Raw genomic sequence first — 22500 nt, 5'->3', positions numbered from 1 at the left:
CCCGAACGATGTCCGAGTGAGCCCGGCCATGCCCGGACTGGCCCGACACGGACCTTCCCCCGACACTTGGCCCCGACGCAAGGGTGTCCACCATCCGGACCGGGCGGGCCCGTACCCTGGCTCCCATGCGGAGCCCGTCGGACCATCACGCCTACCCGACCCACTGGGAAGCCGATGTGGTGCTCCGGGACGGCGGCACGGCGCAGATCCGTCCCATCACCACCGATGACGCCCAGCGGCTGGTCAGCTTCTACGAGCGGGTCTCGGACGAGTCGAAGTACTACCGCTTCTTCGCGCCCTACCCCCGTCTCTCCGATCGCGATGTCCACCGCTTCACCCACCACGACTACGTCGACCGGGTGGGCCTGGCGGCCATCGTGGGGGATGAGTTCATCGCCACCGTTCGGTACGACCGCATCGACGGCCGGGGGATGCCCGCCGCGGCCCCCGCCGACGAGGCCGAGGTCGCCTTCCTCGTCCAGGACGCCCACCAGGGCCGTGGGGTGGCCTCCGCGCTCCTCGAACACATCGCCGCCGTGGCACGCGAACGGGGCATCCGGCGGTTCGCCGCCGAGGTGCTGCCCGCCAACAACAAGATGATCAAGGTGTTCACGGACGCGGGCTACACCCAGAAGCGCAGCTTCGAGGACGGGGTCGTCCGCCTCGAGTTCGACCTCGAACCCACCGACCGCTCCCTGGCCGTCATGCGCGCCCGTGAGCAGCGCGCCGAGGCGCGCTCCGTCCAGCGGCTGCTCGCGCCCGGCTCCGTGGCCGTCATCGGCACCAGCCGCACGCCCGGCGGTGTCGGCCGCACCGTGCTGCGCAACCTCCTGGACGGCGGCTTCACCGGGCGCGTCCACGCCGTCAACCACGCCTTCCCCGACGACATGACGCGCCTGGAGCCCGAGGGCGTCCCGGCCCACCGCTCGCTGCGCGCCATAGAGGAGCCCGTGGACCTGGCCGTCGTCGCCGTCCCCGCCGAGCGGGTGCCCGCCGTCGTGGCCGAATGCGGCGACCACGGCGTCCAGGGGCTCGTCGTGCTCTCCGCCGGATACGCCGAGAGCGGGGGCGAGGGCCGTGACCGGCAGCGGGAGCTGGTCCGCCAGGCCCGGTCCTACGGCATGCGCGTCATCGGCCCCAACGCCTTCGGCGTCATCAACACCGCCGACGGCGTCCGGCTGAACGCCTCCCTGTCCCCACAGCTGCCCAACCCCGGCCGGCTGGGCCTGTTCACCCAGTCCGGGGCGATCGGCATCGCGCTGCTGTCCGGGCTGAACCGGCGCGGCGCCGGGCTGGCGAGCCTCGCCGGGATCGCGGGGATATCGACCTTCGTGTCCGCCGGGAACCGCGCGGACGTCTCGGGCAACGACCTGCTCCAGTACTGGTACGACGATCCGCTGACCGACGTCGTCCTGATGTACCTGGAGTCGATCGGCAACCCCCGCAAGTTCACCCGGCTCGCCAGGCGCACCGCGGCCGTCAAACCAGTGGTCGTCGTCAAGGGCGCCCGCCACACCGGCAGCGCCCCCACCGGCCATGCCGTACCGACCACCCGGATCCCGGACGCCACCGTCTCCGATCTGCTGCGGCAGGCGGGCGTCATCCGGGTCGACACCGTGACCGAACTCGCCGACACCGGGGTGCTGCTCGCCTCCCAGCCGCTGCCCGCCGGTCCGCGCGTCGCCATCCTCGGCAACTCCGAGTCGCTCGGCCTGATCACCTACGACGCCTGCCTCACCGAGGAACTCCGCCCGCTGCCGCCCCGCGACCTGACCACGGACGCCACCCCGGACGACTTCCGGCGCGCCCTTGCCGAGGCCCTCGCCGACGACACCTGTGACGCCGTGATCGTCACCGCCATCCCCTGGGTCGGCGACGGCAGCGCCCAGGCCCTCGCGGCGGCCGTAAGGGAGGCGGCGCAGACTCCCGGGCCCGGTCCCGCCAAGCCGGTGGCGGTGGTCCACCTGGAGATCCAGGAACTCGCGCAGGCCCTGGCCGGGACCGGCGCCGAGCCCGCCCCGGGCACCCGCAGGATCCCCGCCTACCCCGCCGCCGAGCGGGCCGTGCGCGCGCTCGCCGAGGCCGTACGGTACGCGCGCTGGCGGGAGGAGGCCGCCGAGCCCGGGCGGGTCCCGGAGTACGACGACATCGACGAGGCGGGCGCCGCCGCCGACATCCAGGTGCTGCTGGCCCCGGCGGACGGCCACGGCGGCGACGGCACGGGCGGCGGCGCGAGCGTCGGAACCGCTGACGGGACCGGCCATGACGTGGCTGTCGGCACCGGCCCTGGCGTGGCTGTCGGGACCGGCGAAGCGACGAGCGGCGGGGCCTTCGACGGCCCGGGTCCCGGCGTCGAGCTGTCCGCCGCCGACACCCAGCGCCTGCTGGCCCGCTACGGCGTCAGCGTGCTGCCCGCGCTCCCCGCGCCCGACCCCGACGCCGCCGTGAGGGCCGCCGAGCGGCTCGGCTTCCCGGTCGCGCTCAAGCCCACCGCCCCCCAGCTGCGCCACCGCGCCGACCTGGGCGGGGTGCGGCTGGAGCTGGGCAGCGAGACGGAACTGCGCCGGGCCTACGCCGAGTTGACCGACTACCTGGGCCGCCCCGAGGAGCTGGGGCTGGTCGTGCAGCGGATGGCGCCGCGCGGCGTGGACACCGTCGTACGGGCCGCCATCGACCCCGCCGCCGGGGCCGTGCTCTCCTTCGGGCTCGCCGGCGCCCCGTCCGAACTGCTCGGCGACACCGCCCACGGCCTCGTCCCCGTCACCGGCCGGGACGCCGCCGAGCTGATCCGGTCCATCCGCACCGCGCCGCTGCTGTTCGGCTGGCGCGGCTCCAAGCCGGTGGACACCGAGGCCCTCGAGGAGCTGCTGCTGAGGGTGTCCCGCCTGGTGGACGACCACCCCGAGATGGTCGCCGTCGACCTCGAGCCCGTCGTCGTCGCCCAGCACGGACTGTCTGTGCTCGGCGCCTCGGCGCGGCTCGCCCCGCCGCCCCCGCGCACCGACCTCGGCCCCCGCCACATGCCCGCCTACTGAGCCGCCTGCCGAGCCGCCTGCCGAGGCGCCTGCCGAGGCGACCGAACCTCGGCGTGCGGTCGTCCGAACCTCGGCGGGAGTCGTCCGAGCCTTGACGGGCACGGGCGCCCGTGTCGGCGTCGCCCCGTAGGATGGTGCACATGGCGAAGACCGGTACGACGACCCAGGGGCTGCGCGCGGCGATCGAGCGCAGCGGCTATTACCCGGCACTCGTGGCCGAGGCGGTGGAGGCCGCCGTGGGCGGCGAGCCCATCGTGTCGTTCCTGGTCCACCAGGAGACCACCTTCGACGCCAACGAGGTCCGCCGCCATGTGACGGTGCTGGTCCTCACGGACAATCGCTTCATCGTCAGCCACACCGACGAGCAGGCCGCGGACGGCACCTCCCCGTCGCCGTACGCCACCACCTCCACCGAGTCCGTGAAGCTCCAGCGGATCTCCTCGGTCGTGCTCAGCCGCGTCGTCGCCAACCCCGAGTCGTACACCCCGGGCACGCTGCCCCGCGAGGTCGTGCTGACCATCGGCTGGGGCGCCGTCAGCCGCCTGGACCTGGAGCCCGCCGCCTGCGGCGACCCCAACTGCGAGGCCGACCACGGCTACACCGGCTCGTCCACCGCCGACGACCTCAGCCTGCGGGTCAGCGAGGCCGGGGACGGCCCCGACACCGTCCGTCAGACCCTCGCCTTCGCCCAGGCGCTCTCCGAGGCCACCGCGGCCACCCCGGACGCCGGTCGCTGATGTCCGGTCCCGCCACCGGCCCGCTGCCCTCCACCGCCTCCTTCTGGCCCGAGCCCGCCCCGCTCGACCCCCGCTCCGCGCCCCTGCCGCGGTACGGCACCGGCTCGCTCGCCGATCTGCTGCCCGCCGTGGCCGCGGGCCAGGAGGTCCCGGGGGTTACCTCCGGTCTGGCGCTGGCGCCCGCCGACCGCGTCTGCGTCTTCCTGGTGGACGGCCTCGGCTGGGAGCTGCTGCGCGCCCACCCCGACGAGGCGCCCTTTCTGACCTCGCTGCTGCCCAGTTCGCTGAACGGTTCGGGGGAGCCGCTCACCGCGGGCTTCCCGTCCACCACCGCGACCTCACTCGCCTCGGTCGGCACCGGACTGCCGCCCGGCGCCCACGGCCTGCCCGGCTACACGGTGCTGGACCCGGACACCGGCCAGCTGATGAACCAGCTGCGCTGGCAGCCCTGGACGGAGCCGCACGCCTGGCAGCCGTATCCGACCGTCTTCCAGCTCGCCGACGCCGCGGGCGTGCACACCTGCCAGGTCTCCGCGCCCACCTTCGCCGAGACCCCGCTCACCAAGGTCGCGCTCAGCGGCGGCACCTTCCACGGGCGGCTCACCGGTGAGGAGCGGATGGACCTCGCGGCCGAGCAGCTCGCCGCCGCGGGCCGCTCGCTCGTCTACACGTACTACAGCGAGGTGGACGGCAAGGGGCACCGCTTCGGCGTGGACTCGCCCGAGTGGCGCGACCAGCTCCGCTATGTGGACGGGCTCGCCCAGCGGCTGGCGGAGCGGCTGCCGCCCCGCTCGGCGCTCTATGTCACCGCCGACCACGGCATGATCGACATCCCCTTCGACCCGGAGTCGCGCATCGACTTCGACGAGGACTGGGAGCTGCGCGCGGGCGTCTCGCTGCTCGGCGGCGAGGGCCGCGCCCGCCATGTGTACGCCGTCCCCGGCGCCGCGGGCGATGTGCTGGCCGTCTGGCGCGAGGTGCTGGGGGAGCGGATGTGGGTGGCCGGCCGTGACGAGGCCATCGAGGCGGGCTGGTTCGGCGGGCCCGGCGGTGCCGATGGCGGCGGTAAGGGCGTCGACGACCGGGTGTACCGGCGGATCGGCGACATCGTGGCCGCCGCGCGCGACGATGTCGCGATCGTCGCCTCGCACACCGAGCCGAAGGAGTCCGCCATGGTCGGGCTGCACGGTTCGATGACCCCCCTGGAGCAGCTGGTGCCGCTCCTCGAAGTACGCTCCTGAGCGCCCCCGTTCACGCCCGCCCCGCTCACCTCCGCCCCGGTCACCCCCGCTTTACGAAAGGCCCCGCCTCCTCATGCCCGAGCTGGTGTTCTTTTCCGGAACGATGGACTGTGGAAAGAGCACCCTCGCTCTCCAGATCCAGCACAACCGCTCGGCGCGCGGGCTCCAGGGGATGATCTACACCCGGGACGACCGGGAGGGCGAGGGCAAGCTCTCCTCGCGGCTCGGGCTGGCCACCGAGGCCATCGAGGTCGCCGACGACCTCGACTTCTACACCCATGTGGTCCAGGCGCTGACCGCCGGGGGCCGGGTCGACTACGTCATCGCGGACGAGGCGCAGTTCCTGACCCCGCCGCAGATCGACCAACTCGCCCGGGTGGTGGACGACCTGGAGGTGGACGTCTTCGCCTTCGGCATCACCACCGACTTCCGCAGCAAGCTCTTCCCCGGCTCCCAGCGCCTGGTGGAGCTCGCCGACCGGGTGGAGGTGCTCCAGGTGGAGGCGTTGTGCTGGTGCGGCGCCCGGGCGACGCACAACGCCCGTACCGTCGGCGGCCAGATGGTCGTCGAGGGCGCCCAGGTGGTCGTGGGCGACGTCAACCGGCCGGGGAACGAGGTCGGTTACGAGGTGCTGTGCCGGCGCCACCACCGGCGCCGTATGACGGCCGCCCGGGCGCGCGCCGCCGCCCTGTCACCGGAGGTGCTGCCCGTCGACTGACGGGGTTCTCCCGTGGCCCGGCCCCGGCCCCTGGCCGGTGCTCGACTCATGGCCCCCCGGCCGGCGCCCGGCTCATCCCTCGGCGCGCCGTACGACGGTGAAGGCCGCCCCCTCCGGGTCCCGCACCGTGGCCCGATGGCCGCTCGCTCCCCGCGACGGAGGCCGCACCATCTGACCGCCCAGCGCGGTCACCCGGCGCACCGTCTCGTCCACGTCGTCCACGGCGAAGTGGGTCATCCAGTACGGGCCCCGGCCGCGCGGCAGGGCGTCGCCCACGCTCTGGACCGCGCAGACCGGTCGGCCGTCCAGCCGCAGGGTGCGGCAGCCCGGCTCCTCCGGGGCGGCCGGCTCCGGCTGATAGCCGAAGACCATCTTGTAGAACTTCAGCACCCCGGTGCCGTCACGGGTCAGCAGCTCGTGCCAGACCGGAGTGCCCGGCGCCCCGGGCTCCGCCGCCGCGTAGGTGCACTCCTGCCACACCCCGAACACCGCGCCCTCGGGGTCGGCGGCGATCAGCATCCGGCCGGCCTCGCCGGCGTCCAGCGGGCCCACCGCCACGGTGCCGCCGCACGCGCGGATCATCTCGGCGGTCTCATCGGCGTCGTCGGAGGCCAGATAGGTCATCCAGGCCACGGGCAGATGGCGTTCCGGAGGCAGCTCGCTCAACCCGGCGACCGGCCGGCCGCCCTGGACCGCGCGGACATACGCGCCGAGCTGCTGGGGGCCCGGGGTGAACTCCCAGCCGAACAGGGAGTGGTAGAAGTCCTGTGTCGCGGCAAGGCTGTGCACCATCAGACTCGTCCAGCAGGGCGTGCCCGGTGTGCGCCGAGTCGCTGCCTCGGTCATACGTCATTCTCTCCTCGGACCATCGTGGTGGACGTACGGCCCCGGGCCGGTCGGCGGCGCGGGGCGGTCGTGCGGAGGTGCTGATGCGGGGGGTCCGACAGATGTTTGCACCACCTGTGGCACATAGCGCCCTGGCGGAGCGGCAATTCACCGTGCCTCGAAGCAGAATGCCCGAATTACTACCTCGCATCCGTTTCGGCTTCATTGCGCTCTGGTGTCACCCGGACGTACACCAGGTGACCGGGTGGTCCAATCGACGCAGAGATACCTACGCAAGGATGATCCCTATGCATGCCATCATCACCGCATCCGATCTCATGAGCGAGCTGGCGGAGGATCATCCTCCGCTCCTGCTCGATGTGCGTTGGCAGCTCGGCGGGCCTCCCGGCCGCCCCGCATACGAGGCGGGGCATCTGCCCGGTGCCGTCTACGTCGACCTCGACACCGAGCTCGCGGGCCCGCCCGGAAAGTCCGGCCGCCACCCCCTGCCCGATCTTTCCGCGTTCGCGGCCGCGATGCGCCGAGCCGGGGTGAGCCAGGACCGGCGCGTGGTGGCGTACGACGGCGGACAGGGGTGGGCCGCGGCGCGCGCCTGGTGGCTGCTGCGCTGGGCGGGCCATCCGTCCGTCCGGGTGCTCGACGGGGGGCTGCCCGCCTGGACGGCGGTCGGCGGCTCGCTGACCACCGAGGTGCCGGACGCACCCGAGGGCGACTTCGTCCCGCGGCCCGGGGCCCTGCCGCTGCTGGAGGCGGACGACGCGGCGGCGCTCGCCCGGCGCGGGGTGCTGCTGGACGCGCGCGCGGCCGAGCGCTACCGGGGGGAGGTCGAGCCCATCGATCCCGTCGGCGGCCATATCCCGGGCGCGGTCTCCGCCCCCACGGCGGAGAACGTCACGGACGACGGCCACTTCCTGCCCGCCGAGCGGCTGGCCGAGCGGTTCGCGGCACTGGGCGCCACCGGGGACGCCGAGGTCGGGGTGTACTGCGGCTCCGGGGTCTCGGCCGCGCACCAGGTGCTGGCGCTCGCGGTCGCGGGCGTTCCGGCGGCCCTGTACGTCGGCTCCTGGAGCGAATGGTCCTCGGACAGCGCCCGCCCGGTGGCCACTGGCCCCGAGCGGGGCTGACCACACCGACGGGCCCCGCCACCGGCGTGCGGTGGCGGGGCCCGTCGGCGCGGCGGCAGCCGCTACTCCTGCTTCTTGCGGCGGGTGCCGAAGACGATCTCGTCCCAACTCGGCACCGCGGCCCGGCGGCCCGGGCGGACGCCGTCCGCCTCCGCCTGGCGGTCCGTCGTACCGGTCAGCCGGTCGCGGTGGCCCGCCACCGAGCGCGGCATCAGCACATCCGCGTACGCCGAACCCGCGCTCGCCGCGGAGGCGGGCGGCTCGACGGCCTCCGGCTCCTCGGCGGGCTCCTCCGGCGGCGGGGCCGCCGACGCGACCGGCGCCTCGGGCACGACCATGTCGCCCCGGAAGTTGGGCACGGCCTCCAGCAGGCTGGTGAGCGAGTCCCGCTCCCCGAGACCGTCGTCCAGCGAGACGGACGCGGACGCGGGCGCCGGGGCGTCGTCGTCGCCGAGGCGCTCGGGCGACGTCCGGTCCCGGTCCCTGTCGCGGTCCCTGTCCCGGTCACGCGGCAGCCGGGCGATCCGCGGCACGAACGGGAAGCTCGGCTCGGGCGTGTCGTCGGCCTCGCCGATCAGCGCCCGCGCCTCGTCGTCCACCGCCTGGACCAGCCGCCGGGGCGGGTCGTAGGTCCAGCTCGCCGAGTGCGGCTCACCGGCGACCCGGTAGACCAGCAGCACCTCCCAGGTGCCGTCGTCGCGCCGCCAGGAGTCCCACTGCGTGGTGTCCTTCTCGGCGCCGCGCAGCAACAGCCGCTCCGCCACGGCCTCGCCGAGCTGCGGTCCGGTGTTCTCGCCGGGGCGGCGCACGGGAGTCTTACGGGCGCGCTCGGCCATGAAGGCGCGCTCCGCGAGCACCGGGCCCTCGAAGCGCCGCACGCGGTCGACGGGGATGCCCGCCATCTGCGCGACCTCTTCGGCGGTGGCGCCGGCACGTATACGGGCCTGGATGTCACGGGGCCGCAGATGGCTCTCGACCTCGATCTCGATCTGGCCGAGCCGAGCGCGGTCGTTGCGCACCGCGGCGCGCAGTCGCTCGTCGATGGGAAGTGTGTACTCCGTGCTGTCCGCAGCCTTGAGCACCAGCCGTGTGCCGTCGTTGCTGACGGCCACGACACGCAGTTCGGGCATGGGGACCTCCCGGGTGGTGCCTGCCGACGTCACGGTTGCGTCGCTGCTCTCCCGCTAGACGAGTGTGGCCTGCCCGGGTGCAGCCTGCCACAACTTTGCCGAGTTGCCCGGGCCGGTTGATTGCCGCCCTCTGACCCCTCCCGTTGGGTCCGGGCGGCCGGACGGGAAAGCGGGGCCAAGGCTCGCCACAGTACTCCATTCGGGCCGCTCAGGTAGAGCGGCACGCCAGCCGAGTTCATGGCCGAGAGGGGGATGGCAGCCCGAATCCTTCGAAGTGAGGCCCAATTTGGGTGGCAAGTTTCACAGAAACGACAGAATCGGAACGATCCGCTTCGTTTATCGGTCACTTCTCCCTGCAAGCTGGAACGAATGTCCAAGCGAGGCGGGAGATGCACGGCAAGCTCGCCGCCGCGGTGCTCGCGTCCAAACTGGGCGTCTACGGGACGATCCGGGGTGCCAGCCGGGCCAGCCAAGGCAACCGAGCCCACCGAGCCAGCCGAGCCCACCGAGCCGGTCGCGCCAGCCGAGCTGGTCGCGGCCACCGAGCCGGTCGCGCCAGCCGAGGCAGCCGAGCCGGTCGCGGTCGTGCGGACCCCGGCCCCCGGTGAGTACGGCGAGCCGACCACGCACGGCGCCCGGCCGCGGGTCCGGCGGCGCCACGCCGTCGGGGCGGCCGCCGTCTTCGTCGTCGCCATGAGCGTGATCACGGGGATCGAGATGTTCTCCGGCGGCCCGGTGTCCAACGTCTGGGGGGAGAACCGGACCGGAACCACCGTCAGCGACAGCGTGAGCGGCTCCTCGGGGTCGGAGTCCACCCCCGGCCCCTCGCGCCGGGACCCGTCCGCCCCGCCGCGGAGCCCCGGCTCCTCCGGGCGCGGCGACGAGGCGCCGTCCCCGGACACCTCCCGCGGGGGCGGCGCGGCCGACGCCTCGACCACGCCGACGCCCGACGCGTCCGGATCGTCCGGCTCCGGCAACGGCTCTGACAAGGGCTCCGGCGACGGCTCCGGCCAGGACGGCGGCAGCGGCGGCGCGACCGCGCCCGGCACCTCCGCGTCCACCACCCCGGGCCCCTCCCGGACCCCGTCCGGCGGTGCCACGGAGAGCGGAACGGACGTGCCCGGCGAGGCCGTGCCCACCCCCGGCGCCACCGGCGCGCCGTGACCCGTCAGTCGGCGAACGGGCCATGCCCCGTCAGTCGGCCGACGGCCCATGCCCCGTCAGTCGCCGAGCACCCGCCGCAGATAGTCGTTGGTGAACAGCCGGTCCGGGTCCAGCCGGTCGCGCACCGCCGTGAACTCGCCGAACCGGGGGTAGACCCCGGCCAGATAGGCGGCGTCGCGGCTGTGCAGCTTGCCCCAGTGCGGACGGCCGCCGTGCGCGATCATGATCTGTTCGGCCGCCGTGAAGTACGCCCGGTGCGGAGTGCCCCGGTACAGATGGACGGCGATGTACGCGGTCTCGCGCCCGGAGGCGGTGGACAGCGGGATGTCGTCGGCGGGCGCGGTGCGCACCTCCACCGGGAAGCTGACCCGCAGTCCGGATCGCTCGACGGTCGCCTTGAGCTCCCGCAGCACGGTGACCGCGGCCTCGCGCGGCACGGCGTACTCCATCTCCACGAACCGCACCCGGCGCGGAGAGGTGAAGACTTTGTAAGGGATGTCCGTGTAGGTCCGGGCGGACAGGGCGCGGCTGGAGATTTTGGCGATTCCGGGGATGGTGGCGGGGACCGCCCGGCCCACCGAACAGGCCACCTGGAAGATGCCGTTGGACAGCAGTTCGTCGTCCACCCAGCCGCTGACCCGGCCCACCGGAGCGGCGGGGCCGGTGCTGCGGTTGTTCCGCTTGGTGTTGCAGTTTCCGGTGTGCGGGAACCAGTAGAACTCGAAGTGCTCGTTCTCGGCCACGAGCTGTTCGAAATCGGCCATCACGCGGTCGAAGGGCATGGGCTCCTCGCGCGCCGAGAGCAGGAACTCCGGTTCCACCCCGAAGGTGATCTCGCTGACCACGCCGAGCGCTCCGAGCCCGATCCGGGCCGCCGCGAAGATCTCCGGGTTCTCCTCCGCCGAGCAGCGCAGCACCGAACCGTCCGCCGTCACCAGCTCCAGACCCTTGATCTGGGCGGCGATCGAGGCGCTGTCCCGGCCGGTGCCATGGGTGCCCGTGGAGGTCGCCCCGGCCACCGTCTGCTCCATGATGTCGCCCATATTGACGAGCGAGAGACCATGGGCCGACAGCGTCTCGTTGAGCTGCCGGAGCGAGGTGCCGGCCGCGACGGTCACGGTCCCCGCCTCGCGGTCGAGACCGCGCACCCCCGCCATCCGGTCCGGGCGTATCAGCAGCCCGTCGGTGGCGGCCGCGGTGGTGAAGGAGTGGCCGGTGCCCACCGCCTTCACCTTCAGCCCCTCCGCCGTCGCCCGGCGCACCATCTCGGCCAGCTCCTGCGTGGACGACGGGGCGACGATCCGCGTCGGGCGGGCCATCACGTTCCCCGCCCAGTTACGCCACACGCTGCTCCGTACGGTCTTGACGGTCCTGACGGCCATCCGCACCCGACCCCTCCCGCTGTGGCGCCGGCCGGAGCCGGCGGTACCCGAGGAACGCCACCGCGGCCGCGAGCGCCCCGGCCACGGCCGGCACCGCGTACCCCGCCCGGGCGCCGGCCGCGTCCACCACCCATCCGGCGGCCGACGAGCCGAGCGCCACCCCGACCGCGAGCCCGGTGCTCACCCAGGTCATCCCCTCGGTCAGATGCGCGCGTGGTACGTGCCGTTCGACAAGGGCCATGGTGGTGACCATCGTGGGTGCGATGGCCAGGCCCGCGACGAAGAGCGCCACAGCCAGGAACGGCAGGTTCCCGACCAGTTGGAGCGGGATCATACTCACGGCGATCGCACAAATACCCCACAACCAACGACGGGACACCGGACCGCTCAGCCGCAGCACCCCGAAGACCGCGCCCGCGAGGCAGGAGCCCGCCGCGTACACCGCCAGGACCAGACTGGCCGCGCCCTTGTGGCCCTCGTCCTCGGCGAAGGCCACCGTCACCACGTCGATCGCCCCGAAGATCGCGCCGGTCGCCATGAAGGTGGCCACCAGCACCTGGAGCCCGCGCGAGCGCAGCGCCGAACCGCCGGTGTGGTGCCCGCGCGGATGCGGTACGGGCTCGGTGGCCCGCTGCGCGGTCAGCGAGAAGACCCCGGCCGCCAGGAAGCAGGCGGCCAGCAGCGGGCCCGCCTCCGGGAACCAGGAGGTGGACAGCCCGATCGAGATGACCGGCCCGACGATGAAGCAGATCTCGTCGACGATGGACTCCCAGGCGTACGCGGCGTGCAGCTCGCGCGGGGAGTCCCCGTAGATCGCCGCCCAGCGGGCCCGCACCATGGAGCCCACGCTGGGCACACAGCCGGACGCGGCGGCGAAGACGAACAGCGTCCAGTCCGGCCAGCCCTGGTGCGCGCTCAGCAGCAGCCCGCAGACGGCGGCGAGTGCCATGAGGGTCGCGGGACGCAGCACCCGGCGCTGGCCGTGCCGGTCGACCAGCCGGGAGATCTGCGGGCCGATGACGGCGGCGGAGAGCGCCAGCGTGGCCGACAGGGCGCCCGCGAGCCCGTACCGGCCGGTGAGTTCGGAGACCATGGTGACCACGCCGATGCCCGCCATGGACAGCGTCATCCGCCCGAGGAAGCCGGCCGCGGAGAACTGCTTGGCGCCGGGGGCGGCGAAGATCGCGCGGTAGGGGCTGGGACTGGGCAAGGCAGACTCCGCCGTGAGCAGGGTAAGGATCGTAGAGCGCTGATACAGATTACGGGCCTGGGCCCGGTTCGCGCAGGGCCGTTTCCCGCCCGTCAGCGCCGGGTGGCAGGATCGGGAGCATGCCGGATCAGTCAGTACAGCCTGCCCCCGACCCCTATGACGCACTGCTGTTGCTCTCCTTCGGCGGTCCGGAGGGCCCCGATGACGTCGTGCCGTTCCTGGAGAACGTCACGCGCGGGCGGGGCATCCCCCGCGAGCGGCTGAAGGAGGTCGGCCGGCACTACTTCCTCTTCGGCGGGGTCAGCCCGATCAACGCGCAGAACCGCGAGCTGCTGCACGCGCTGCGCAAGGACTTCGCCGAGCACGGCCTGGACCTGCCGGTCTACTGGGGCAATCGCAACTGGGCGCCGTATCTGACCGACACCCTGCGCGAGATGGCCGCCGACGGTCACCGCCGGATCCTGGTGCTGGCCACCAGCGCCTACGCCTCGTACTCGGGCTGCCGGCAGTACCGCGAGAACCTGGCGGACGCGCTGGCCGCCCTGGAGGGCGAGGGCCTGCCGCTGCCGCGCGTGGACAAGCTGCGGCACTACTTCAACCACCCCGGCTTCGTGCGGCCCATGGTGGACACCACGCTGGCCGCCCTCGCCGAACTGCCCGAGGACCGGCGGGCCGGGGCCCACCTCGCCTTCACCACCCACTCCATCCCGACCGCCGCCGCCGACACCTCCGGCCCGGTGGAGGCGCACACCGCGGACGGGGAGGGCGGTGCGTACGTCGCCCAGCACCTCGATGTCGCCCGGCTGATCGCGGACGCGGTGCGCGAGGAGACCGGTGTCGAGCGCCCCTGGCGGCTGGTCTACCAGTCGCGCAGCGGCGCCCCGCACATCCCCTGGCTGGAGCCGGACATCTGCGATCACCTCGAGGAGCTGCACGGCGAGGGCGCGCCAGCCGTCGTCATGGTCCCGATCGGCTTCGTCTCGGACCATATGGAGGTCAAGTACGACCTCGACACCGAGGCCACGGCCAAGGCCGCCGAGCTCGGTCTGCCGGTCTCCCGCGCCTCGACCGTCGGGGCCGACCCGCGGTTCGCCGCGTGCGTACGCGAGCTGGTGCTGGAGCGCGCGGCCACCGAGCGCTTCGCCGAGGGCCGGGCGGCGGTCGCCCCGGTGCGCTGCGCCCTGGGCGCCCTCGGCCCGAGCCATGACGTGTGCCCGGTGGGCTGCTGCCCGGCCCGGTCGCCGCGCCCCGCCGCCGCGGGCGCCGACTGACCGCGCCCGCCCGCACGCCCCGGGCTCCGGCCGGCCGCGCCCACCGTCCCGGGCTCCGGCCGACCGCGCCCTCCCGCCCCAGGCCCCGGCCGACCGAGCCCACCGTCCCGGCCCGCCACCGCCGCTCGCCCCTCCGGGCAATCCGCTAAGGAGCACGATGACCGACCCGCTCATGACCGAACTCCTCGAGACGGCGCTGGAGGCCGCCCGCGGCGCGGGGGACCTGCTGCGCGACGGCCGCCCGGCCGACCTCGGGGTGGCGGCCACCAAGACCAGCCCGATCGACGTCGTCACCGAGATGGACATCGCCGCCGAGAAGCTGATCACCGACCTCCTCGCGCGCCGCCGCCCGCGGGACGGGGTGCTGGGGGAGGAGGGCTCCAGCAGCGAGGGCAGCAGCGGGGTGCGCTGGGTGATCGACCCGCTCGACGGCACCGTGAACTATCTCTACGGCCTGCCGTCGTGGGCGGTCAGCATCGCCGCCGAGAAGGACGGCGAGGCGGTCGTCGGGGTGGTGATCGCCCCGGCGCGCGGCGAGACCTTCCACGCGGTCCTGGGCCAGGGCGCCTGGCGGAACGGGGAGCAGGTGCACTGCCGCCCCGCGGCCCCGCTGGAGGAGTCGCTGATCGGCACCGGCTTCGGGTATGTGCGCGAGCGCCGCATCGGGCAGGCCAGGGTGCTCAATGAGGTGCTGCCGCGGGTGCGGGACATCCGGCGCGGCGGATCCGCCGCCATCGATCTGTGCGATGTGGCCTGCGGCCGGCTCAACGGCTACTACGAGCGCGGGCTCAACCCCTGGGACTTCGCGGCCGGTGCGCTCATAGCGCGCGAGGCGGGCGCGCTGACCGGAGGGCGGCCGGGCGTCCCGGCCTCCACCGAGCTGACCATCGCCGCCGCCCCCGGCCTCTTCGAGCCGCTGCGGGGGCTTCTGGACGACCTGGGCGCCTGGCACGACTGATCCCGTCCCCGGCCCTCCACACACACGGAAGCGCCCCGGAGTCACAAGGACTCCGGGGCGCTTCGGCGTGGTTACCGGATGTTTTCTGGATCGCCATCCGGCGGTGAATGGGAATCGGTCACACGGTCACATGGAATCCGGATCTGGATCGGGTCCGGAATCCACAAGGGATCAAGCAAACGAGGCGCTTACTTCGACGCCGTGCTCGGCGGCGAGGCGACGGAGGTCTTCCAGCTCCGACTGCTCCACGTCCACAAGAAAGTCGTCGCCCGTCTCACGGGCGCGAATGAGATCGGACTTGGTGTTCTCTATGCGCTGCAGAATGCCTGCGGTGAACGCGTCCATGTTGCGCCCCCTCGTCGTGGGTCGGTGGCACGGGGGTGTGCCGACGGCGGGTTGATCACGTGAGTGGCCCCTGCCGACGGCAATGCCAGCCAGATATGCCGGGGACAGGGCGTGATCGCGGGTGTGCAGTCGTCCTCCCCACCCCGTCTTCGGGGGAAACCTCCGGACCCGAAAGAATCTGAATTCGGTGTTCCGACCGCCGCGGACCCCTCCGCCGCGGCCATGATCCGCACTCGGGATCCCGCGGCGATCCCGCGGCGACCCTCTTACCGCCGGTTTATGAGACTTCGAGGCAGGATGGAGGCGCCGAACACTCATCGAGTTCGGCGAGATCACCCCGCCCACTGCGGCAATCATGGAAGGACCAACGACGTGCGCGTACTCGTCGTCGAGGACGAGCAGCTGCTCGCCGATGCGGTGGCCACCGGACTACGCCGGGAGGCCATGGCCGTCGACGTCGTGTATGACGGAGCCGCCGCCCTGGAGCGGATCGCCGTCAACGACTATGACGTCGTCGTCCTCGACCGGGACCTGCCCCTCGTGCACGGTGACGACGTCTGCCGCAAGATCGTCGAACTCGGCATCCCCACCCGTGTGCTGATGCTCACCGCCTCCGGCGACGTCAGCGACCGGGTGGAGGGCCTGGAGATCGGCGCGGACGACTATCTGCCCAAGCCCTTCGCCTTCAGCGAACTGATCGCCCGCGTCCGGGCGCTCGGCCGCCGGACGACCGTCGCCCTGCCGCCCGTCCTGGAGCGCGCCGGGATCAAGCTGGACCCCAACCGCCGCGAGGTGTTCCGGGACGGCAAGGAGATCCAGCTGGCGCCGAAGGAGTTCGCGGTGCTGGAGGTGCTCATGCGCAGCGAGGGCGCCGTGGTCTCCGCGGAGCAGCTGCTGGAGAAGGCTTGGGACGAGAACACCGACCCGTTCACCAATGTGGTGCGGGTGACCGTGATGACCCTGCGCCGCAAGCTGGGCGAGCCCGCCGTGATCGTCACCGTCCCCGGCTCCGGTTACCGGATCTGATCAGGCATGGCGACGACTCCGACCCCGCTGCCGCCGACGGTCCCGCCCAAGCCCAGCTGGGACCCGCAGGCCGGCTCGCGTACCAACCCCTGGCTGCGCCCCACGATCCGGATACGGCTCACCCTGCTGTACGGCGGGATGTTCCTGATCGCCGGGGTGGTGCTGCTGACGATCATCTACCTGCTGGCCGCTCAGGCCCTGCACGTCGGCAACGAACTGCCGTTCAAGCTGGTCGGCGGCAGTGTCCAGCCGACCAACAACACCTGCCCCGAGATCATCGGCCAGAGCAGCCCCGACCAGTTCAACGCGGTCCTGAACACCTGCATGAAGGAGCAGCGCCAGCTGGCCCTCGACGGGCTGCTGCGCCGCTCCCTGATAGCCCTGCTGGGCCTGTCCGTGATCGCCTTCGCCTTCGGCTACGCGATGGCCGGGCGGGTGCTCTCGCCGCTCGGCCGGATCACCCGGACCGCTCGCCAGGTGGCGGGCTCGGACCTGTCCCGCCGGATCGAGCTGGACGGCCCGGACGACGAGCTCAAGGAGCTCGCCGACACCTTCGACGAGATGCTGGAGCGCCTGGACCGGGCGTTCACCGCCCAGCAGCGGTTCGTCGCCAACGCCTCGCATGAGCTGCGCACCCCGCTGGCGATCAACCGCACCCTGCTGGAGGTGCAGCTCTCGGACCCGCAGGCGTCCCCGGAGCTGACCCAGCTGGGCAAGACCCTGCTGGCCACCAACGAGCGCAGCGAGCAGCTGGTGGAGGGCCTGCTGCTGCTGGCCCGCAGCGACAACGAGATCGTGGACCGCAAGCCGGTGGACCTCGCCGAGGTGGCCTCCCAGGCGCTGGAGCAGGTGCGGTCGGAGGCGGAGGACAAGGGCGTGGAGCTGCGCGGACAGCGCGCCCCCGCGGTGGTCCAGGGCAACGGGGTGCTGCTGGAGCGGATCGCGCTGAACCTGGTCCAGAACGCGGTGCGGTACAACGTGGCCAAGGACGGCTGGGTGGAGGTCACCACCGAGAGCCGGCAGGGCCAGGCCGTGCTGGTGGTCGCGAACACCGGCCCGGTGGTCCCCGCCTACGAGATGGACAACATCTTCGAGCCCTTCCGCAGGCTCCGTACGGAGCGCACCGGCAGCGACAAGGGCGTCGGCCTCGGGCTGTCGATCGCGCGCTCGGTGGCGCGCGCCCACGGCGGACGCATCGCGGCGGAGCCGCGCGAGGGAGGCGGCCTGGTGATGAGGGTGGTGCTGCCGGTGTGATGCCGAAGATCCCGCGGCCGGGGGCCCGCCGGGACGTGTTCGCTTTGGGCGGAATTTTCGTGATCCGACCACCCGATGTAGGGTGTGTGATCGATCACATGGGCGATTTTCCGGCCATATACGCTGTGTGATCGTCACGGTCGACAGAAAGCCGGGAAAATCCGGGTTTTCGGGGGCCGTGATCACGGGAAGTACACGTCATGGCGCATGTGAGTGCGACATTCGGACCGTGTACGGTCCCGATGGCCATCCAACCCGATCACCTCTTCAGGGGTGCGGTTGGGTGTCGATTGAGTAACAGACCTTGATGTGAGGCAAAATCTCCGCCTCGGGTCGGGCACAAGTCCGGCCTCTCACGCGTTACGTGCGCTGGAGACACCACAGACACCCAGAGGGGGAGACAGACATGGCAACGGATTACGACACCCCACGCAAGACCGACGATGACGTCAACGAGGACAGCATCGAGGAGCTGAAGGCCCGGCGGAACGACAAGTCCGCGTCCACCGTCGACGTGGATGAGTTCGAGCAGGCCGAGGGCCTGGAGCTGCCCGGTGCGGACCTCTCCAACGAGGAGTTGTCCGTCCGGGTCCTGCCCCGCCAGGCCGACGAGTTCACCTGCATGAGCTGCTTCCTTGTGCACCACCGCAGCCAGCTGGCCGCCGAGACCAAGAACGGCCAGCCGATCTGCCGCGACTGCGCGGCCTGAGCCGCGGGGTCGGCGTGGAGGTGGAACACGACGACATGAACGAGACCGAGCGAGGCCGGATGGCCTCGCTCGCGACCGCTGTCGGCCGTGGTGCACGACGAGGCGGTGAGCGCGCGAGAGCGGGGGTCTACGCGGTCGCCGACCGGATCATCGCGAACGCTCCACGCATTGCTGTCCGCGATCTCGCGACGCTGCGCAAGCAGTTCCCGGGGCTGGGCCCCGAAGAGCTCGCGGACAAGCTGGTGGCCGGTGCCGCGGGCGGCACCGCCACAGTGGGCGCGGGCGTCGGTGCCGCGGCGATGCTGCCGGCCCCGCCCGCCATGCCCACCGAGCTGGCCGCCGAGATCGTCGGCGTGGCCTCCATAGAGTTCAAGCTGATCGCCGAGCTGCACGAGGTCTACGGGGTGCGGGCGCCCGGCTCCACGCGTCAGCGCGCCATCGCCTACCTCGGCGCCTGGGCCGAGGAGCGCGGTATCGACGTCGCCCAGCCGGCGACCGTCAACGCGGCTCTCGGCGTCCAGATGAAGCGCGAGCTGCGGCAGCAGGTCCTCAGACGCGGCTTCCGGAACATGCCGACCCTGGCGCCCTTCATGATCGGCGCGGCCGTGGGAGCCGCGATGAACCGGCGCGACACCAAGAAGCTCGCGCGCAAGGTCCGCAAGGATCTGCGGGCCAAGCAGGTCCCCTGGGACCTCCCCGTGGCCCTGGAGAAATGAGCTCCTCGCGCGCCCCTGTCACGCCGAGCGCACGGCCGTGAGCGCGGCGGCGAGCGCCTCCGGATTCCGTGTGGACACATACACATACGGTGTCGGGTCCTCCGGATCGGTGACCTCCACCCGCAGCGCGGTGGGGATGTAGCTGCGCAGCAGCATGAACGCCCGCGGATCGGCCTTGTAGGACCGCCAGGCGACCGCCTCGGCGGCGTCCAGGACCTCAGGGGTCCCCAGCGCCGACACCGGGATCCTCGCCTCGCCGGCCACCAGCGAGTCCGCCACCACGCGCACCCGCGCCGAGCCGTACGAACTCACCGCCACACAGGCCAGCGCCGCCCCGCCGATCAGCCCGCCGAGCATCGGCAGGGTGCCGAACGGCAGCATGATCAACCCCACCGAGACCCCCATCAGGACGGCGATGAACCACCAGGAACGGGGCGCGCTGAGGCGTTCTTCGTAAGGCTGCATGCGTATCAGCTTGGCACGGCCGCCGACCCGGACTGTTCTCGCGGGTAAGGTCAGCCGTTGTGAGTGGACGAACGACAGGGCTGACGCCGCCGGAGGACTCCAAGGCCCCCGTGCGCCACCCCGACGCGCCCGCGCCAGGGGAGGCCCTCGGCGCGCACTACGACCATTGCTTCGGCTGCGGCGACAAGGCCGGGGGCCTGGGGCTGACCACACGGGCGGGCGAGGGCGTGAGCGTCACCGCCGAGTTCACCGTGCGCGGCGGCCATCAGGGCGCGCCGGGCCTGGCCCACGGCGGGGTGCTGGCCGCGGCGCTGGACGAGACGCTCGGGTCGCTCAACTGGCTCCAGCGGGTGATCGCGGTGACCGGGCGGCTGGAGACGGACTTCGTACGGCCCGTGCCGGTCGGCGCCGAGCTCCACCTGGAGGCACGGGTGAACGCCGTGCACGGCCGCAAGATCTACTGCACGGCCACGGGCCGGATCGACGCCCCCGACGGCCCCGTCGCGGTGCGGGCGCAGGCCCTCTTCATAGAGGTGCGGGTCGACCACTTCATCGAGAACGGCCGGGCGGAGGAGATCGACGCGGCGCTCGCCGATCCGGATCAGGTGAAGGTCGCGCGCGCTTTCGAGGTGAACCCATGAGCCCGCTCCCCGTCGACGTGCTGATCCGCAGGGTGGACCCCGAGGTGCCGGTCCCGGGCTACGCCCACCCCGGCGACGCCGGGGCCGACCTGGTCACCACCGAGCCCGCCGAGCTGGCCCCCGGGGAGCGCGCGGTCCTGCCCACCGGAGTGTCTATCGCGCTCCCGGAGGGGTATGCCGCCTTCGTGCATCCACGGTCCGGACTCGCCGCGCGCTGCGGCGTCGCCATGGTGAATGCCCCGGGGACCATCGATGCCGGGTACCGTGGAGAGATCAAGGTGATCGTGGTCAATCTGGACCCGCGCGAGAGCGTGCGGTTCGAGCGCTTCGACCGGGTCGCTCAACTGGTCGTCCAGCAGGTCGAGAAGGTGCGCTTCCAGGAGGTGGCGGAGCTTCCCGGGTCGGCGCGGGCCGAAGGGGGCTTCGGGTCCACCGGCGGTCATGCCGCCGTGGACGGCACAACGGGTGGGAATGGATACGCTTCGGTCGGTTCCGACCGGGAAGGACGATGACGTGTTCGGACGTCGCCGCAAGCGCAGCAAGGAGGACGTCGAGTCGCTCGACGTGACCTCCGACGAGTTGGCCGAGGACGCGGAGGACGCGGACGGCGCTGAGGACACCGCCGCACCCGTGGAGAGCGAGCGGGTGAGCCTGCCTCCGGCCCCGCGCCCCGAGGGCCCCTGGGACGTGTCCGAGGTGCGTGAGCCCGGCGAGGGCCGGGTGGACCTCGGTGGTCTGTTCGTGCCCGGCGTGGAGGGCATGGAGCTGCGGGTGGAGGTCGCGGGGGACGCGATCGTCGCCGCGACCGTGGTGCTGCGGGACAGCGCCGTGCAGCTCCAGGGGTTCGCCGCGCCCAAGAAGGAAGGCATCTGGGGCGAGGTGCGCGACGAGATCGCCACCGGCATCACTCAGCAGGGCGGGATCGTGGACGAGGTCGAGGGTCCGCTCGGCTGGGAGCTGCGCGCCCAGGTGCCGGTGCAGCTCCCGGACGGCAAGAACGGTGTGCAGGTGGTCCGCTTCGTCGGCGTGGACGGGCCCCGCTGGTTCCTGCGCGGTGTGATCTCCGGGCAGGGCGCGGTGCAGCCCGAGACCGGCAGCCTCCTGGAAGCGATCTTCCGGGACACGGTCGTGGTGCGCGGCGAGGGCCCGATGGCCCCGCGCGACCCGATCGTCCTCAAGCTGCCGGACGACGCGCAGATGGTGCCCGACGGGGTGCAGCAGGACGAGGCGCAGGGCTCGCGGTTCGCGGGCGGCGCCGACCGGCTCCAGCGCGGCCCGGAGATCTCCGAGGTGCGCTGAGCGGTCCTCGCGTACGAGAGTCGGCGTACCGCGTACGAGAGCTCGCGTACGGCGCGTGAGAGCTCGCGTACGGCAGCTCGCGTACGGCGGAGAGCCAAGGCCCGGAAGGGGCCCGGGGCAGGACCCCGGGCCCCTTCGGCATGTTCCGGAGCCCGCCCTTCGGGTTTTCGGGGTTTTCCCGGAACCCGTTGAACACATCCGCCGCACCGGCCGTACTCATGGGCGCGAGACCTTGTGACGCTCCGAGGGGGAGAAGGCGCGTCGCGAGAGACACCCCCTGTCCGACCTCAACGAGGTGAGTGATCAGATGTCGCGTGGCCTTCCGTTACTCCACCGCCGGAGAATCCTCCTCTCCGGGGCGATCGGCGGTATCACCTGTGCGGCCGTCGTGGTGGGAGCCGCCATGGCCGGTCAGGACGGCAGCGGTGACGCCAGTGCGTCGACCAAGGCGGCCTCGGCCATCAGCTGCCCCGCCGTCTCCGGTTCCCTCCCGGAGATCCCGGCCGAGGCCCGGGCCGAGGTGGACCGCAACCTCGCCCTGCTGGACACCCAGCTGGTGGAGGCCAACAAGCGGCTCAGCACCAGCCAGGGCGAGGGCGGCCCCAACTTCGTGCAGAACGCCATCCTCGGGCCGCTGGCGGACAAGCGGAAGTCCACCCTGGACCGCATCGCGATCTCCATAGGACGGCATGCCGAGAAGCCGGCGGGGCTGGACGCGCTCGCCGAGTGCACGCTGTCGGACGGCGGGGCGGGAGCGGGCTCCGACACCGGCGCGGGCGGCGAGGCGGGCGGCGCCGCGAGCCCGACCGCCGCCGCCTCCCAGCCCGCCGAGGAGCAGGGCGGGGGAGCCGACCAGGGCGGGCAGGAGCAGGGCGGCGGGGCCGGCGCGGGCTCCGGCCAGACCATCAGCTGCCCCGACGTCGCCTCCGGGATCGGCGACGTACCGGCCGCCGCCCAGGCCGAGGTGGACCGCAATCTCGCGCTGCTCCAGACCCAGCTCGACGAGGCCAACAAGCGGCTGGCCTCCTCCGCTGGCGAGGGCGGCCCCAACTTCGTACAGAACGCGATCCTCGGTCCGCTGAAGGACAAGCGCGCCTCGACGATCGACCGCATCGAACTCTCGATCTCCCGCCAGGGCTCGACCGCCCCCTCCGGTCTTGACGCCTTGGCGGGCTGCTCGCTCGCGTCCGGCTGAGCCGACGGCGTAAGGCCCGGCCCGATGTGAGCGT

At 72.7% G+C, this 22500-nt stretch carries 22 protein-coding genes; 16 read left to right on the top strand and 6 right to left on the bottom strand.

Annotation, left to right across the window (positions count from 1 at the left end; all coding sequences use genetic code 11):
- Positions 1-125 precede the first annotated feature (125 nt).
- The 4 genes from ACT2CW_RS33725 to ACT2CW_RS33710 all read left to right on the top strand — a co-directional run bounded on the left by ACT2CW_RS33725 (position 126) and on the right by ACT2CW_RS33710 (position 5731).
- Positions 126-3035, top strand: coding sequence for a bifunctional acetate--CoA ligase family protein/GNAT family N-acetyltransferase (locus ACT2CW_RS33725; RefSeq protein WP_445519335.1), 2910 nt, complete (start codon positions 126-128; stop codon positions 3033-3035).
- 140 nt (positions 3036-3175) lie between these two features.
- Positions 3176-3772 carry a DUF5998 family protein gene (locus tag ACT2CW_RS33720; protein ID WP_164432438.1) on the top strand — a complete coding sequence of 199 codons (597 nt, stop codon included), beginning with the start codon at positions 3176-3178 and terminating at the stop codon, positions 3770-3772.
- Positions 3772-5013 carry an alkaline phosphatase family protein gene (locus ACT2CW_RS33715; protein ID WP_445519334.1) on the top strand — a complete coding sequence of 414 codons (1242 nt, stop codon included), beginning with the start codon at positions 3772-3774 and terminating at the stop codon, positions 5011-5013. The genes ACT2CW_RS33720 and ACT2CW_RS33715 overlap by 1 nt, the downstream gene beginning before the upstream one ends.
- A 73-nt stretch (positions 5014-5086) precedes the next feature.
- Positions 5087-5731, top strand: coding sequence for a thymidine kinase (locus ACT2CW_RS33710; protein WP_164432434.1), 645 nt, complete (start codon positions 5087-5089; stop codon positions 5729-5731).
- 72 nt (positions 5732-5803) lie between these two features.
- Here the strand turns inward: ACT2CW_RS33710 and ACT2CW_RS33705 are convergent, their stop codons facing one another.
- The gene (locus tag ACT2CW_RS33705; protein WP_445519333.1) at positions 5804-6577 is read right to left on the bottom strand and encodes a VOC family protein; all 774 of its coding nucleotides are present in this window, start codon (positions 6575-6577) and stop codon (positions 5804-5806) included.
- Positions 6578-6864: 287 nt separating this feature from the next.
- Between ACT2CW_RS33705 and ACT2CW_RS33700 the strand changes: the two genes are divergently transcribed.
- Positions 6865-7701: a sulfurtransferase gene (locus tag ACT2CW_RS33700; RefSeq protein WP_445519332.1), complete on the top strand. Its 837-nt coding sequence runs from the start codon at positions 6865-6867 to the stop codon at positions 7699-7701.
- A 62-nt stretch (positions 7702-7763) separates the two neighbouring features.
- Here the strand turns inward: ACT2CW_RS33700 and sepH are convergent, their stop codons facing one another.
- Positions 7764-8864, bottom strand: a complete 1101-nt coding sequence (gene sepH, locus ACT2CW_RS33695) for a septation protein SepH (protein ID WP_198281359.1) — start codon at positions 8862-8864, stop codon at positions 7764-7766.
- A 420-nt stretch (positions 8865-9284) separates the two neighbouring features.
- Here sepH and ACT2CW_RS33690 point away from each other — a divergent pair, with 420 nt between their 5' ends.
- The gene (locus ACT2CW_RS33690; RefSeq protein WP_445519331.1) at positions 9285-9995 is read left to right on the top strand and encodes a hypothetical protein; all 711 of its coding nucleotides are present in this window, start codon (positions 9285-9287) and stop codon (positions 9993-9995) included.
- Positions 9996-10051: 56 nt separating this feature from the next.
- Here the strand turns inward: ACT2CW_RS33690 and ACT2CW_RS33685 are convergent, their stop codons facing one another.
- Positions 10052-11377, bottom strand: a complete 1326-nt coding sequence (locus ACT2CW_RS33685; protein ID WP_445519330.1) for a D-arabinono-1,4-lactone oxidase — start codon at positions 11375-11377, stop codon at positions 10052-10054.
- Positions 11331-12587: an MFS transporter gene (locus tag ACT2CW_RS33680; RefSeq protein ID WP_445519329.1), complete on the bottom strand. Its 1257-nt coding sequence runs from the start codon at positions 12585-12587 to the stop codon at positions 11331-11333. Before ACT2CW_RS33680 ends, ACT2CW_RS33685 begins: the two co-directional genes overlap by 47 nt.
- A 119-nt stretch (positions 12588-12706) precedes the next feature.
- Here ACT2CW_RS33680 and ACT2CW_RS33675 point away from each other — a divergent pair, with 119 nt between their 5' ends.
- Entirely contained in the window at positions 12707-13858 is a 1152-nt protein-coding gene (locus tag ACT2CW_RS33675) for a ferrochelatase (RefSeq protein ID WP_445519328.1), read from the top strand.
- Positions 13859-14015: 157 nt separating this feature from the next.
- Positions 14016-14816: an inositol monophosphatase family protein gene (locus ACT2CW_RS33670; protein WP_445519327.1), complete on the top strand. Its 801-nt coding sequence runs from the start codon at positions 14016-14018 to the stop codon at positions 14814-14816.
- A 171-nt stretch (positions 14817-14987) separates the two neighbouring features.
- On the opposite strand, the gene ACT2CW_RS33665 is transcribed toward ACT2CW_RS33670, so the two are convergent.
- Positions 14988-15161, bottom strand: coding sequence for a hypothetical protein (locus ACT2CW_RS33665; protein WP_020867951.1), 174 nt, complete (start codon positions 15159-15161; stop codon positions 14988-14990).
- Between the two features lie 372 nt (positions 15162-15533).
- Here ACT2CW_RS33665 and ACT2CW_RS33660 point away from each other — a divergent pair, with 372 nt between their 5' ends.
- The 4 genes from ACT2CW_RS33660 (at position 15534) to ACT2CW_RS33645 (ending at position 18866) form a co-directional block, all read left to right on the top strand.
- Positions 15534-16187, top strand: coding sequence for a response regulator transcription factor (locus tag ACT2CW_RS33660; RefSeq protein WP_014055413.1), 654 nt, complete (start codon positions 15534-15536; stop codon positions 16185-16187).
- Between the two features lie 6 nt (positions 16188-16193).
- Positions 16194-17441, top strand: coding sequence for a sensor histidine kinase (locus ACT2CW_RS33655; protein WP_445519326.1), 1248 nt, complete (start codon positions 16194-16196; stop codon positions 17439-17441).
- Between the two features lie 406 nt (positions 17442-17847).
- Positions 17848-18150 (top strand): DUF4193 domain-containing protein, encoded by a 303-nt coding sequence (locus ACT2CW_RS33650; protein ID WP_009714537.1) that lies wholly within the window; start codon positions 17848-17850, stop codon positions 18148-18150.
- A gap of 35 nt (positions 18151-18185) precedes the next feature.
- On the top strand, positions 18186-18866 hold the full coding sequence (locus ACT2CW_RS33645; protein WP_199335359.1) for a hypothetical protein: 681 nt from the start codon (positions 18186-18188) through the stop codon (positions 18864-18866).
- A gap of 18 nt (positions 18867-18884) precedes the next feature.
- Here the strand turns inward: ACT2CW_RS33645 and ACT2CW_RS33640 are convergent, their stop codons facing one another.
- Positions 18885-19331, bottom strand: coding sequence for a DUF3093 domain-containing protein (locus ACT2CW_RS33640; RefSeq protein WP_182471434.1), 447 nt, complete (start codon positions 19329-19331; stop codon positions 18885-18887).
- Positions 19332-19390: 59 nt separating this feature from the next.
- Between ACT2CW_RS33640 and ACT2CW_RS33635 the strand changes: the two genes are divergently transcribed.
- The 4 genes from ACT2CW_RS33635 (at position 19391) to ACT2CW_RS33620 (ending at position 22466) form a co-directional block, all read left to right on the top strand.
- Entirely contained in the window at positions 19391-19972 is a 582-nt protein-coding gene (locus ACT2CW_RS33635) for a PaaI family thioesterase (protein ID WP_138917148.1), read from the top strand.
- Positions 19969-20484, top strand: coding sequence for a dUTP diphosphatase (gene dut / locus ACT2CW_RS33630; protein WP_445519325.1), 516 nt, complete (start codon positions 19969-19971; stop codon positions 20482-20484). The genes ACT2CW_RS33635 and dut overlap by 4 nt, the downstream gene beginning before the upstream one ends.
- A 1-nt stretch (position 20485) precedes the next feature.
- A complete protein-coding gene (locus tag ACT2CW_RS33625) occupies positions 20486-21271 on the top strand; it encodes a DUF3710 domain-containing protein (protein ID WP_051573833.1) in 786 nt (261 codons plus the stop codon).
- A 307-nt stretch (positions 21272-21578) separates the two neighbouring features.
- Positions 21579-22466 (top strand): hypothetical protein, encoded by an 888-nt coding sequence (locus ACT2CW_RS33620; protein ID WP_445519324.1) that lies wholly within the window; start codon positions 21579-21581, stop codon positions 22464-22466.
- Positions 22467-22500 lie beyond the last annotated feature (34 nt).

This window comes from Streptomyces sp. NEAU-174 (assembly GCF_052665095.1).
This window is presented reverse-complemented; position numbering and strand designations above follow the sequence as displayed.